Consider the following 12,871-nt stretch of genomic DNA (forward strand, 5'->3'; position numbering starts at 1 on the left):
TCGTAGAAGGCTGACCATGAAAAAACTCGCATGGATGACAAGTGTCGCGGCCCTCACGCTCCTGGCGAGTTGCGTGGACATGACGCCGCAGCAGCAAGGGACGATGAGCGGCGCGGCCATGGGCGCTGCGGGCGGCGCAGGCATCGCGGCAATCGCCGGGGGCGACGCATGGACAGGCGCCGCAATCGGTGGCATTGCCGGCGCAATCGCCGGAAATATCCACGGCGGCAGGCAGCAGCAGCAATGGCAAGGCTGGTGAAGGACGTGAACGCAGAGCAGGTCGTGGCGTAGCCCCGCGCGTGAGGCGACGCACCGGGCAATTCAGTTCGTCGCGACAACCGCAATCCCGCGGATCTGCCCGGCCTTCGCTTCCGTGGCCGGCCTCGGGTAGCGGCCGGGCGAGAAGCGGTGCATCAGCTCGGCTTCGCGGCCGCGCGCGAGTGCGAGATTGGCCAGCTTCACGTGACCGTAGCCGCGGATCGTCAGGGGCACGGCGGCGATCTGCGCCGCGAGCTTCTGGTTGTCGGGCGACAGCTCGGACATCAACTCGTCGAGCCGCGCATCGAGCTGGTCGATCAGCGAGCGCTCCAGCCGGCGTTCCGCTGTGTGTCCGAAGAGGTCGAGGGCCGTGCCGCGAAGTCGCTTGCCGTGGGCGAGCCACTTCATGGCCGGCAGCATCCACGCGCCGAGGCGGATCTTGACCGGCGGCTGACTGTCCTTCGGCCGAGACAGCAGAGGCGGGGCCATCTGGAACTCGAGCCGGATGTCGCCTTCGAACTGCTCCGCGAGCTTCTCGCGGAAGCTGCCGTCGCTGTAGAGGCGCGCGACCTCGTACTCGTCCTTGTAGCTCATGAGCTTGAGCAGGCTGCGCGCTGCGTTGCGCGTGACCGGCAGACTCGGGTCGCCACCGGCGAGTGCCGCTTCGCGCTGCTGCAGGGTGCGCACGCGCGCCTCGAAGCGTTGCGCCCAGGCTGCGTTCTGGTAGCCGGTGAGGTGCTGGCGTCCGCGCGCGATCAAGGCCTCCAATGATTCATCCTGCATGTTGGATGCGGTCGCGCTCCGCAATCCCTCGATCGCCTGCGGTGCGCCTGCGGCAAGCCGGCCGAGCGAAAAGGCCATCAGGTTCGCAGCGACCGCGACCCCGTTGAGTTCGATCGCGCGCGTCACCGCCTCCAGGCTCAGGGGGACCAGCCCGTGCTGCCACGCATAGCCGGTCGCGAGAATGTTCGACGCCAGCGTGTCGCCGAGGAATTCCTCCGCCATCGTCTGCGCATCGAAGGTCTCGACCTGGCTCCTGCCCGCAACGAAGCGCATCTTCTCCAACAGCAGTTCGACCTTGAGATCGGCGTCCGGGTTGCGCAGCGACTCGGCCACCGGAATCTCGTGCGTGTTCGCGAGGATGCGGGTGCGTCCATGCCGCACAGTCTGCAGTGCATCGGGCGAAGCGCCCACGACGATGTCGCAGGCCAGGATCGCATCGGCCTGCTGGGTGTCGATGCGCACCTGGTTCAAGCGCTCGGGCGTATCGGCCAGGCGCACGAAGCTGAGCACCGCGCCGCCCTTCTGCGCGAAGCCCATGAAGTCCAGCACGCTGGCCGACTTGCCTTCGAGGTGCGCGGCCATCGCGATCACCGCGCCCACGGTCACGACACCGGTGCCTCCGACGCCGGTGACGAGCAGGTCATAGGGCGCATCCCATGTGCGCGAGGCCGGGCGCGGCAATGCGGCCACATGCTGCAGGAAGGCCTCGCGGCCGGCGGCCAGTGCGCCACTCTTCTTGCGCAGCGCGCCGCCGGTCACGCCGACGAAGCTGGGGCAGAAGCCCTTCGCGCAGGAATAGTCCTTGTTGCAGCTCGTCTGGTCGATCTTGCGCTTGCGGCCGAGGTCGGTTTCATGCGGCAGTACGGCCACGCAGTTGCTCTGCACGCTGCAATCGCCGCAGCCCTCGCAGACCGCCTCGTTGATGAACAGGCGCTTGGGCGGATCGGCCAGCTCGCCCTTCTTGCGGCGCCGGCGCTTCTCGGCCGCACAGGTCTGTTCGTAGATCAGCACCGTCACGCCGGGGATCTCGCGCAGGCGGCGCTGCACCGCGTCGAGTTCGCTGCGGTCGTGGAACTCGGTGCCGGCCGGGAACTTGCCCTTGATCGCCGCGTACTTCTCGATCGCATCGCTGACGACGACCACCTGCTTCACGCCTTCGGATTCGACCTGCCGCGCGATGGCATCGACGCTGATGATGCCGTCGACCGGCTGTCCGCCGGTCATCGCGACCGCGTCGTTGAACAGGATCTTGTAGGTCAGCGTCGCCTTGGCCGCGACAGCCTGCCGGATCGCGAGATAGCCCGAGTGGTAGTAGGTGCCGTCGCCGAGGTTCTGGAAGACATGCGGGGTGCGCGTGAACATCGAGTGCGAGACCCAGTCGACGCCCTCGCCACCCATCTGGATCAGGCCCGCCGTGCTGCGGTCCATCCAGTTGGCCATGAAGTGGCAGCCGATGCCGGCGCGCGCCGTCGAGCCTTCGGGCACCTTGGTGCTCGTGTTGTGCGGGCAGCCGGCGCAGAAGTACGGCAGGCGCTTGACCGAATCGCCGTCGTTGCTCAGCAGCTCCGGCGGCGTGAAGTCGCGCACGTGCTGGAAGTGATCACCGAGCTCGGCGTTGTCGGGAAAGTGCACCGAGAGCCAATGGGCCACCAGTTCGATCAGCCGCGATGGCCGCAGCTCGCCGAGCGCCGATACCAGCGGCCGGCCGTCGCGGTCGTGCTTTCCGACCAGCGCAGGTCGCGCACCGGACGGCGCGTTGTAGAAAAGGTCGCGCAACTGGCTCTCGACGATCGCGCCTTTCTCCTCGACGATCAGGATCTCGTCGAGGCCCTGCGCGAAGGCCTGGATGCGGGTCTGCTCGATCGGAAAGCTCAGGCCCACCTTGTAGAGCCTGACGCCGACGTGCGCGAGACTCTCCGGCGTCACTTCGAGACGGCGCAGCACTTCCATCAGGTCGTAGTGCGCCTTGCCGCAAGTCACGATGCCCACCTTCGCATGCGGGCTCTCGATCACGTGACGATCGATGCTGTTGACGCGCGCAAACGCAGCCACCGCCTCCAGCTTGTCGGCCAGGCGCGATTCGATGCGCAGCGAAGGCAGGTCGGGCCAGCGGTAGTGCAAGCCATCGGCCGGCGCGCGATGGCCAGTGGCGGCGCGCACCGTGTCGGCATCGGCCCACGCGGCGATGCGCGCGTCGATCAGGTCGAGGTCCACCGTGCCCGCGCTCTCGACCACTTCGGACAGCGCCGCCATGCCGACCCACGCACCCGAGAAGCGCGACAGCTCGTAGCCGTACAGGCCGAACTCCAGGTACTCGGCGACGCTCGCCGGTTGCATGACGGGCATGCTCCAGGCGACGAAGGCGTTATCGCTCTGGTGCGGCATCGAGGAAGAGACGCAGCCGTGGTCGTCGCCCGCCACTACCAGCACACCGCCGAGCGGCGACGAGCCATAGGCATTGCCATGCTTGAGCGCATCACCGGCACGGTCGACGCCCGGGCCCTTGCCGTACCACATCGCGAACACGCCCTCGACAGTGCGTTCGGGGTCCGACTCCACGCGCTGCGTGCCGAGCACCTGCGTCGCCGCCAGTTCCTCGTTGATCGCCGGCACGAAGCGAATGCCCGCATCTCCGAATCGAGGGCCGGCTTTCCAGATCGCCTGGTCGACCATGCCGAGCGGTGAACCGCGGTAGCCGCTGACAAAGCCCTGGGTGTCGAATCCGCGGGCCGCATCGCGCTGGCGCTGCATCAGCAGCACGCGCACCAGCGCTTGCGTGCCGGTCAGGAAAACGGCGCCGGAGCGAGCCCAGAGGCTGTCGGCAAGCTGATACGCGGGGCGCCGGATGGGAGAAGGAGTCTCGATCGAGTTCATCCGAGAATTGTTCTCCGCCCTCGGGAGGAATATCCTCTGCAATGCACCCGAAACGACCCTAGTTCCGAGAATTTCATTCTCGCAGAGCCCCATGAATGACGATTCCATTCCTCTCGACAACTACTCGCTGCAGATCCTGCTGGAACTGCAGCGCGACGCGCGACAGACGGTGCAGCAGATCGCCGACAAGGTCGGCCTCTCGTCCACGCCCTGCTGGCGCCGCATCAAGGAGATGGAAGCCGCGGGCGTGATTCGCGGCTACACCGTCGTGGTCGACCGCGAGAAGGTCGGCCTCCATATCGCCGCGGTGACGGAAGTAAATCTCGACCGGCACAACGAATCGAAGGTGCGCGACTTCGAAAAGGCCGTCGAAGCGAGCCCGGAGATCGTGCGATGCGTGTCGGCCACCGGCCCGGCCGACTACATCCTCACGGTGCTGGTGCCGGACATCAAGCACTACGAGAAATTCCTGCACACCACCTTGTTCGAGCAGGCCGGCGTCACCCACGTGCGCTCGGCGATCGTGCTGCGGGAAGTGAAGACCGAAGGGAGCCTGCCGGTCGACTTCGGGCCGGCCCGGCGTTCGCGCGCCTGAACGGTGGCAGGCTCGGAGCGCTGCCATCTCCGCGCTTCGGTAACGCCACGGGCAAGTGAGTTACCGCTTGCATCTCGCTGTGGAAAAGAAAGTAAGCGACGCACCAACGTGGCGTGCTGCGCTGCACTGTCCTGACGCACATAAAGTGTGCCGTTCCCAATGAAGAAAGGGGGTTGTGCACTGCACCAAAATGCGAAAGTCAAGGCTTTGTTGTCCCCTTGGCCGGTGCATGACTCTGTGGATAACCCACTGAGCATCTCGCCGGAGCCGCATCCGGCTTGGCTTTCATTGCGGTGCTCACCGAACAAGCAGGCGCATTCGCTGCTCACGTTTTTTGACCCGACTGCCAAGCCTCGCAGGCCCGCGTTTTCGCGGCGCATGGTTTCCTAGTCCAAGGACGAATTCCGATACTCGCCCACCATCGTGCGTTGGAACTCGTTCACTGGAATCAGCTTTTCGCCCAGATCGGCAAATCGAACGCGGATGTGGGAATGTTCGCGGACCCAGCATCCGCGAGAAGCTGAGCCATCCCACAGCGTCAGGTAGCAAACCCGGCTTGCGGCAGGGCATCCGTCTTGCGCGTCGGTCAACTGCAACATCTGGAACAGGGTGCCGTTGGCCACGAACAAGACGCTTGGCTGCACGTCGCAGCCGAGGACGGATATGCATCCGAAGAGCGCGGCCACAGCTGAGGATATCGTCACGCGAGACCTCCTAAGCTGTCCGTCCGTGGAGGTTCAATTGAAGACCCCGGAGCCGTCTGCGTCAACTCTCAAGATGATGAGCAAGGTCAGAAGGAGTGGCGCAGACCGAGGTCGTAGCCGTACGACTTGTCCGGCACCGGCGCGAAGCCGGCGATTGGCGCGGTGTAGTAGGCCGGGCCCCCGACCGTCAGGGCGGCGCCGTTCTTGTTGCTCAGGTAGGCGAACGTCGCGTACACGGCCGTGCGCTTGGAGAAGTTGTACACGTATCCGATCGCGAACTTGTCGGCCTCCGGGTTCGGGTTGAACCCGAAGAAGTCCGTGTTGACATTGTTGTACCTGACCGCGGAATACGAGACGCGGATCAGGTCGTACCCGACAACGGGGATCGTCGCGCCGATCAGCAGACCGTCGAATCCCGGCCTGGTGGTACCGAAGGGATTGAAGGCGTTGGTCGCGAAGCTGGTGTCCATCTTGTTGTTCGAGTACTCCCCGAACAGCTTGACCACGCCGAAGTCGTAGGTCCCGCCAATGCTCCAGATATTGATGTTGGACGTCGTCCCGAGGTAGAAGTTGGATCCGACGGTGCTTTCGCCATACGCCAGCGCCACATCCAGCGGGCCGTTGTTGTAGCCGACGCGGCCGCCGATGTATCGGCCAGCGCGTGCGTCGTCGGCGACGGATGCCAGCGACGGATCGGCGACGATCGCAGCGACACCGGGAGGCGTCAGGCCGCCCGGGTCGTAGCGGGTCGACTCGTTGAAGGCATACATGAACTGGCCGTAGAAGCCGCCGAGCTTCGGCAGGAAGTAGCCGATCGAGTTGCTGGAGCGCGAATACTGTCCGTTCGTCCAGCCGCTCCTGACGCTTCCGGGCGAAGTCTGCCCGCTGGCAGTGCTGATCAGGCTCGTGCCGACGCCATTCACGCCGAACGGATCGAAGAGGTTGTCGTTCCAGTAGGTCGGCGTGTAGTCGCGGCCCAGGCGAATTTCGCCGAAGCCGCCTTCGAGACTCACAGTCGACCGGCGGTTGAACTGCAGGCCACCGTTTGAACTGACGCCTGTACCGTCGTCGGAATTGATGCCGGCTTCGAGCCAGAAGCCAGCAAGCAGACCGCCGCCGAGGTCTTCCGTGCCCTTGAAGCCGAGCCGGCTGGAGTTGTAGGCGGAATTGGTCAGAAGGGTCTGTTTGGTCGTGATGGTCGTGCCGAACGGGCCCTGAGCCTGGTTCCAGTAACTGCTGACGCCGGTATCCACGATACCGAACAGCGTGACGGTGGATTGAGCCGAGGCTGTACCGATGCTCATCAATGCGGCCAGAGGCATCATCGCTGCTACGTATTTCTTCATCGCCCATCTCCTGAGGCTGACCAATGACCGAAGTCACCGTAGAGCGCGGAGATTACAGCAATAGGACGCGAAGGATCACATGGCCTGCGGCTTTCTTGTCTGTGCCCGGGTTGCTTGCGCGCTCGCGCGCGCGCCAAACGATCCTTTCTTGGACGCACACTCGTCCACCCCAACGCAACCCCAAAGGCCCGATATGAGGGCCGAGAATCGGACATTCGCTGGCTTCGTTGGATCACCTCACCCGACGGAAACCACCCCCAGCGCCACAGAAGCCGTCGCCATCGCCGCCGTCGCGAGCCATCCCAGCACCTTCCACTTGCGCGGCAGCACCATCTCTCGCATCACCTTGCGGCTCGACGCCGCGATCATCACGGCCGCCATCACCGGCACGGAGATGACGGCGTTGATCACCGCAGCCCAGTAGAGCGCCGAGATCGGGTTGATGCCCGACACGCTGACCGCGACGCCGATCGCCATGGCGGCGGCGAGGATGCCGTAGAAGCTGCGGCCCTGCGCCAGCGTCAGGTCCAGCCCCTTGCGCACATGGAAGTAGCTCGCCACCGCCTCCGCCGCGGATCCCGCGAGCACCGGCAGCGCCAGCATGCCGGTGCCGATGATGCCGAGCGCGAAAAGCAGGAAGGCCGCATCGCCCGCAATCGGGCGCAGCGCTGCAGCGGCTTGCTCGGTGGAGTCGATCTGGGTCTGACCGTTGGCATGCAGCGTCGCCGCCGCGGCGGTGATGACGAAGAAGGCGATGAGATTCGAGAAGCCCATGCCCACCGCCGTGTCGATGCGCAGGCGGCGCAACTGGCGCCGTGCCTGCTCGGGTGCGACACGCAGCGGACGGTCTTCGGGCACACGCTTGATGTCCTGCACTTCCTGCGAGGCCTGCCAGAAGAAGAGATAGGGGCTGATGGTGGTCCCGAGGATGGCGACGACGGTGGTCACGTACTCGCGGCTCCACTGGAAGGAGGGCGCGAACACGCCCCGCATCGCCGCGCCCCAATCCACGTCGACCGCGAACACGACGCCCACGTAGGCAAAGAGCGACAGCGTCAGCCACTTGAGCACGCGCACATAGCGCTCATAGGACATGAAGACCTGCAGCAGCAGCGAGACGACACCGAAGCCCGCCGCGTACCAGGCTCCGTGTCCGTGCAGCACGAGTGCGGCCGAGGCGCCCATGGCGCTCAGGTCGGCGCCGAGGTTGATCACGTTGGCGACCAGCAGCAGCAGCACCAACGAGGCGACCATCCATCGCGGGCAGAAGCGCGCGAAGGTCTCGGTGAGGTTCTTGCCGGTGACTCGGCCGATGCGCGCGCTGGCGAGCTGGATGCCCATCATCAGGGGATAGGTGATGAGCAGCGTCCACCCCACGCCGTAGCCGAACTGGGCGCCGGCCTGCGAATAGGTGGCGATGCCGCTCGGATCATCGTCCGCCGCGCCCGTGATGAGGCCCGGCCCGAGCTTGGACCACCAGCGCTCGCTGGTCTGCGGGGTACGGCCGGGCGCGCTCGTCGAAGGGGTGCTCATGGAGGGGAGACGTTGCCGCGACGACGCATGGCGCCACATAGGTGCGGGCCCCGGCGCGCTGTGGGACGTCATCGACGTCTGCGCGGGGGATGCGGCCTTGGATGACATGGCGCGCCGCGGCGGCTGCCTACGGTGGGGCATCAACCCAGGAGCAGCCCATGACTTCATCCCATGACCCGTCGAAAACGGAAGCTGGCGACGTCGCGGTCCAGCAGCGCAAGGTGCAGCGCGAGCAGGACGCCAAGGACCGCGCCGCCAAGCCCAATGTCAGGAGCGAGAAACCGGTGCAGGCCGGCCATCGTCCCGAGCCCGAAAACCCCATGCCCTCTCAGCATCTGAAAAAGCCCGGCATCGAAGCCGACATGGATCTGCAGCCGCGGTTCAAGGCGCCGGGCTATCTCGGCAGCGGCAAGCTCAACGGCATGGTGGCGCTGGTGACGGGCGGCGACTCGGGCATCGGACGGGCCGTGGCCTTGCTGTATGCACGCGAGGGCGCCCAGGTCGCGATCGTCTACCTGAAGGAAGAGCAGGTGGACGCCGACGAAACCAGGCGCTGCATCGAGGCCGAGGGCCAGCACTGCGTGCTGATTCCCGGTGACGTGCGAGACCCCGCGTTCTGCAAGCAGGCGGTACAAGAGACGCTGCAGGCTTTCGGGAAGCTGGACATCCTCGTCAACAACGCCGCATTCCAATTGCATGCCGCCTCGATCGAGGACATCACGGACGAGCGGCTCGACCTCACCCTGCGCACCAACGTGATGGGCTACTTCCAGATGGCGCGCGCGGCGGTGCCGCATCTTCCGAAGGGCGGCTCGATCATCAACACCGGTTCCGTGACGGGGCTCGAAGGGAGCGCGCAGCTGCTCGACTACTCGACCACCAAAGGCGCGATTCACGCCTTCACGAAGTCGCTCGCGAGCAACCTGCTGGACAAAGGCATCCGCGTCAACGCGGTCGCGCCTGGCCCAGTGTGGACGCCGCTGAACCCGGCCGACCGCTCCGGCGAGGAGGTGAAGGACTTCGGCAAGCACACCGACATGAAGCGCCCGGCCCAGCCCGAGGAGTTGTCGCCGGCCTACGTGTTCCTGGCTGCGCCGTGCTGCGCGAGCTACATCACGGGCATCGTGCTGCCGATCACAGGGAGCGTGGGCGCGGTGTAGCGTGGGGCGGGGTCGGGATGCGATCGGTGCCGGCCTCGGCCTCTTTCGCCATCACCTTGGTGGCCACGACGGCCTTTGCGCCGGCGACCGAGCCGTGCTCGTTGGCATACACCTTGGTGAACTCGGCCCCCAGCAGGAAGATCTGCGCCGCGTAGTACACCCACGCGAGCAGCACGACGAGCGATCCCGCGGCGGCAAAGGATTCGGTGACGCCGCTCTTGCCGAGATAGAGGCCGATCAGCAGCTTGCCGATCTCGAAGAGCACCGCTGTCACGGCGGCGCCGATCCACACGTCGCGCCACGCGATTGGAGCGGTCGGCATGAACTTGAAGATCATCGCGAAGAGCAGCGTGGTGATCGACAGCGACACCAGGATGTTGAGTCCCTGCAGCAGCAGTTCCCAGGCCGGCAGTATCCCGCCGGCCCAGGTGCCAACGGCCGCGACACCCGCGCTCACGATCAGCGACACCATCAGCAGGAAAGCCAGCCCCAGGATCAGCCCGAAGGACAGCAGCCGCGCACGCAGCACGGCCCAGACGCCCGAGGGCTTGTCCTTCTCCGGCACGTGCCAGATGCGGTCGAGCGCACTCTGCAGTTCGGCAAACACCGTCGTGGCGCCCACCACCAGCACGACGACGCTGACCACGCCGGCAATCAAGCCTCGTTCGGGCTCGCTCGCACTGCGCACCAGCCCCTGGACCGCGATCGCGCCCTCGCGGCCGATCAGCCCCGTGAGCTGGGCGACGATCTCACCCTGCACCGCCTCGCGGCCGAAGAGCGCGCCCGCGATCGCGATGACGATCACCAGCAGGGGCGCCAGCGAGAACATCGTGTAATAGGAGATGGCCGCGCCCATGCTCGGCGCCAGGTCGTCGACCCAGGCCATCGCGGCCTTGCGGCAGAGGTCGAAGAGATGCTTGGGCTTCATGGCGGGCGTGCGAAGTCGAGAGCGCCAATGTCGCTCCGGCACGCACCGCTGTCATGCGCCAAGTTTGCATGTTGGAGTAGGCGCCGGCCCACTCCTCGATGCCGCGCGCCGGGCGATCGGCTCAGCCCAGGACGCGAATCAGCTCGTCGTAGACCAGCCGCACTCTTGCCGGCACCGGCGTGCGCTGCGAGCGGTAGACGTACATGGGCCAGGGCTCGGGCGCGTCGGCGTCGAGCACGGACACGAGTTCGCCGGACGTCAAGCCTGGTTCCGCCAGCGACGCGACCAGTTGCCCGAAACCCAGGCCGGCGAGCACGGCGGCGCATTCGGCATCGGTGTCGTCGGTGATGAAGGCCGCGGGCGGCATGGTCATGTGCCGCCCCTTGCTGAAAAGCCAGGGCCACGGGCGGCCGGAGTTGCCGTCGATGAGCGCGGTGAGCGGCAAGGCGGCGAGCGCATCGACGTCCTCCGGCGTGCCGACGCGGGCGATCAGCGAGGGCGCGGCCACCACCTTGAGCGGCACCTTGCCCACTGGCCGCGCGACGAAGCGGCTGTCGCGCAACGGGCCGACACGCACGCCGACGTCGATCTGCTGGTCGACCACGTCGGCCAGCTGCTCCGAGAGGCGCAGGTCCAGCGTGAGCCCCGGATGCGCCGCCAGCATCGGCGCCAGCGCTTGCGGAAGCCGGCGCCGCCCGAGTACGCCGGGCGCGGTGACACGCACGACGCCCGCGTGCTGCGAGAGCGCACGGCGATCGATGCGATGGAAGAGTTCATCCACGCCGCCGACCGCCACCCGCGCGCGATCAGCCAGTTGGCGCCCGAAGGCGGTGAGCTGCACGCCGCGGGTGCTGCGGTGGAAGAGCGGTTCGCCCAGTTCTTCCTCCAGCTCGCGCACGGCTCGCGTCACGACCTGCGGCGAGACGGAGAGCCGGATGGCGGCATCGCGGAAGTTCACGGAATCGGCGGCCGTGCAGAACACGCGAAGGGCTTCGAGGCGGTTGGACATGAGGGAGTCGGGTCGAGATGTTTGGCGATCGATGTTCCGTAGTTGGGAATTCTGAACTCGCCAGAGTTCCATATACGGAAACGTCCGGATTTTCCACACTGACGCCATCCCTTCAACCACCCCAAGGAACCGTCATGACTTCAATCATCGAGAACAACATCGCCGGCAAGGTCGCCATCGTCACGGGCGCGAGCAGCGGGCTCGGCGAATCCACCGCGCGGCACCTGGCCGCTCGCGGCGCCAAGCTCGTGCTCGCGGCTCGCCGCACTGACCGGCTCGACAAGCTGGTCGCCGAGATCCGTGAGTCCGGCGGTGAAGCCATCGCCGTAGCCACCGACGTGTCGAAGCGCGCCGACCTCGAAAAGCTGGCCGCATCGGCCGTCGAAGCTTTCGGCCGCATCGACGTGCTGGTCAACAACGCGGGCGTGATGCCGCTTTCGCCCATCGAGAAGCTCAAGGTCGATGAGTGGGACCGCACCATCGACGTCAACATCAAGGGCGTGCTTTACGGCATCGCGGCCGTGCTTCCGCGCATGACGGCGCAGGGCAGCGGTCACATCATCAATATCGCCTCGGTCGCGGGCCTGAAGGTGTTCACGCCCATCGGCACGGTCTATAGCGCGACCAAGTTCGCGGTGCGCGCGATTTCGGAAGGATTGCGCGCCGAGACGGGCCACGGCATCCGCGTGACCATCGTGTCGCCGGGCGCCGTGGAGTCCGAGCTGCAACTCGGCAGCAGCGACGCCGAAAGCGCCGCGGGCGTGAAGGCCTTCTACGACGCCAACCAGATTCCGGCCGACTCGGTGGCCCGGGCGGTGGTCTATGCCGTCGAGCAGCCGGCGAACGTGGACATCAACGAGATCGTGCTGCGCCCGGTGACGCAGGACTTCTGACCCGCGACGCATCGTCCGGTGTGCCGCGCAGGGGCTCCAGGAGCCGCCCTGCGCGGTATCGCGGCGCTTCCTTTATGCTGCGCGACGATATGAAGATCCAAAAAGACTCCGTCGTCACCCTGCGCTACAAAGTCGCTGACGCCACCACCCAGAAGCTGATCGAAGAGAGCCGCGACCCCATGGTCTATCTGCACGGCGGCTACGACAACACTTTCCCGAAGATCGAGGCAGCCCTCGATGGCAAGGAAACCGGCTTCCAGACCACGCTGAACCTGCAGCCCGAGGACGCCTTCGGCCCTCGCGATGAGTCGCTGGTGCGCACCATCCCGAAGAGCGACTTCCCGCCCGGCGTGAAGGTGGGCGGCCAGCTCGAAGGCCGCAACGACCAGGGCGAGCCGCAGGTGTTCAACGTGATGAAGATCAAGGGGCCGCAGGTGATCCTCGACGGCAACCATCCGCTGGCGGGCAAGGCGCTGAAGTTCAGCGTGACCGTGACCGGCGTGCGCGCAGCGACCGAGGAAGAGGTCGCCCATCGCCATGTGCATGGCGAGCACGGGCACCACCACTAGGCCATTGAGTCGCTGGTAGCGCGCAGTTACTCCGCCAGCGCGACGGCGCGGCCGAGTTCCTGGCAGCGGGGTGCGCGCCTTGTAGGCGATCGCCCTACACCGAACACAGCCGTGCCCCTTCAGGACCGAAACTGGCGGGCACCACTGTTGCGCGCGCAAGACGACTGCGTTCCACGGGCGGCCCTTTCGTGGCTCGCCGCCGGCCCCATATTGGAAAGA

11 protein-coding genes are annotated in these 12,871 nt (G+C 66.2%); 5 read left to right on the plus strand and 6 right to left on the minus strand.

The window, feature by feature from the left end; genetic code table 11:
- Nucleotides 1–16: 16 nt before the first annotated feature.
- A complete protein-coding gene (locus tag QTI04_RS27135) occupies nucleotides 17–259 on the plus strand; it encodes a hypothetical protein (RefSeq protein ID WP_286600365.1) in 243 nt (80 codons plus the stop codon).
- 62 nt (nucleotides 260–321) lie between these two features.
- Here QTI04_RS27135 and QTI04_RS27140 read toward each other — a convergent pair whose 3' ends face one another.
- Nucleotides 322–3,915, minus strand: a complete 3,594-nt coding sequence (locus QTI04_RS27140; protein ID WP_286618263.1) for an indolepyruvate ferredoxin oxidoreductase family protein — start codon at nucleotides 3,913–3,915, stop codon at nucleotides 322–324.
- Between the two features lie 91 nt (nucleotides 3,916–4,006).
- On the opposite strand from QTI04_RS27140, the gene QTI04_RS27145 reads away from it, so the two are divergent.
- On the plus strand, nucleotides 4,007–4,510 hold the full coding sequence (locus QTI04_RS27145; protein ID WP_286618264.1) for an Lrp/AsnC family transcriptional regulator: 504 nt from the start codon (nucleotides 4,007–4,009) through the stop codon (nucleotides 4,508–4,510).
- Between the two features lie 386 nt (nucleotides 4,511–4,896).
- Here QTI04_RS27145 and QTI04_RS27150 read toward each other — a convergent pair whose 3' ends face one another.
- The 3 genes from QTI04_RS27150 to QTI04_RS27160 all read right to left on the minus strand — a co-directional run bounded on the left by QTI04_RS27150 (nucleotide 4,897) and on the right by QTI04_RS27160 (nucleotide 8,093).
- Nucleotides 4,897–5,133 (minus strand): hypothetical protein, encoded by a 237-nt coding sequence (locus tag QTI04_RS27150; RefSeq protein WP_286618266.1) that lies wholly within the window; start codon nucleotides 5,131–5,133, stop codon nucleotides 4,897–4,899.
- 167 nt (nucleotides 5,134–5,300) lie between these two features.
- Nucleotides 5,301–6,560: a porin gene (locus QTI04_RS27155; RefSeq protein WP_286600370.1), complete on the minus strand. Its 1,260-nt coding sequence runs from the start codon at nucleotides 6,558–6,560 to the stop codon at nucleotides 5,301–5,303.
- A 237-nt stretch (nucleotides 6,561–6,797) separates the two neighbouring features.
- Nucleotides 6,798–8,093, minus strand: coding sequence for an Nramp family divalent metal transporter (locus tag QTI04_RS27160; RefSeq protein WP_286600371.1), 1,296 nt, complete (start codon nucleotides 8,091–8,093; stop codon nucleotides 6,798–6,800).
- Nucleotides 8,094–8,251: 158 nt separating this feature from the next.
- Here QTI04_RS27160 and QTI04_RS27165 point away from each other — a divergent pair, with 158 nt between their 5' ends.
- Entirely contained in the window at nucleotides 8,252–9,253 is a 1,002-nt protein-coding gene (locus QTI04_RS27165) for an SDR family oxidoreductase (RefSeq protein WP_286618267.1), read from the plus strand.
- Here QTI04_RS27165 and QTI04_RS27170 read toward each other — a convergent pair.
- A complete protein-coding gene (locus QTI04_RS27170) occupies nucleotides 9,228–10,181 on the minus strand; it encodes a YihY/virulence factor BrkB family protein (protein WP_286618269.1) in 954 nt (317 codons plus the stop codon). The two genes, QTI04_RS27165 and QTI04_RS27170, sit on opposite strands and share 26 nt — an antisense overlap.
- A 121-nt stretch (nucleotides 10,182–10,302) precedes the next feature.
- On the minus strand, nucleotides 10,303–11,190 hold the full coding sequence (locus QTI04_RS27175) for a LysR family transcriptional regulator (RefSeq protein ID WP_286618270.1): 888 nt from the start codon (nucleotides 11,188–11,190) through the stop codon (nucleotides 10,303–10,305).
- Nucleotides 11,191–11,324: 134 nt separating this feature from the next.
- Here QTI04_RS27175 and QTI04_RS27180 point away from each other — a divergent pair, with 134 nt between their 5' ends.
- Nucleotides 11,325–12,083 (plus strand): SDR family oxidoreductase, encoded by a 759-nt coding sequence (locus QTI04_RS27180; RefSeq protein WP_286618273.1) that lies wholly within the window; start codon nucleotides 11,325–11,327, stop codon nucleotides 12,081–12,083.
- Between the two features lie 89 nt (nucleotides 12,084–12,172).
- Nucleotides 12,173–12,652, plus strand: coding sequence for a peptidylprolyl isomerase (locus QTI04_RS27185; RefSeq protein WP_286600378.1), 480 nt, complete (start codon nucleotides 12,173–12,175; stop codon nucleotides 12,650–12,652).
- Nucleotides 12,653–12,871: the final 219 nt, after the last annotated feature.

The organism is Variovorax sp. J22R115, assembly GCF_030317005.1.
GTDB lineage: Bacteria > Pseudomonadota > Gammaproteobacteria > Burkholderiales > Burkholderiaceae_C > Variovorax.

Excerpts from the sequence above, each read along its gene's own strand:
- QTI04_RS27165 (WP_286618267.1), top strand. The coding sequence starts at position 8,252 with ATGACTTCATCCCATGACCCGTCGAAAACGGAAGCTGGCGACGTCGCG.
- QTI04_RS27175 (WP_286618270.1), bottom strand. The coding sequence starts at position 11,190 with ATGTCCAACCGCCTCGAAGCCCTTCGCGTGTTCTGCACGGCCGCCGAT.
- QTI04_RS27180 (WP_286618273.1), top strand. The coding sequence starts at position 11,325 with ATGACTTCAATCATCGAGAACAACATCGCCGGCAAGGTCGCCATCGTC.
- QTI04_RS27145 (WP_286618264.1), top strand. The coding sequence starts at position 4,007 with ATGAATGACGATTCCATTCCTCTCGACAACTACTCGCTGCAGATCCTG.
- QTI04_RS27185 (WP_286600378.1), top strand. The coding sequence starts at position 12,173 with ATGAAGATCCAAAAAGACTCCGTCGTCACCCTGCGCTACAAAGTCGCT.
- QTI04_RS27135 (WP_286600365.1), top strand. The coding sequence starts at position 17 with ATGAAAAAACTCGCATGGATGACAAGTGTCGCGGCCCTCACGCTCCTG.
- QTI04_RS27170 (WP_286618269.1), bottom strand. The coding sequence starts at position 10,181 with ATGAAGCCCAAGCATCTCTTCGACCTCTGCCGCAAGGCCGCGATGGCC.
- QTI04_RS27160 (WP_286600371.1), bottom strand. The coding sequence starts at position 8,093 with ATGAGCACCCCTTCGACGAGCGCGCCCGGCCGTACCCCGCAGACCAGC.
- QTI04_RS27155 (WP_286600370.1), bottom strand. The coding sequence starts at position 6,560 with ATGAAGAAATACGTAGCAGCGATGATGCCTCTGGCCGCATTGATGAGC.
- QTI04_RS27140 (WP_286618263.1), bottom strand. The coding sequence starts at position 3,915 with ATGAACTCGATCGAGACTCCTTCTCCCATCCGGCGCCCCGCGTATCAG.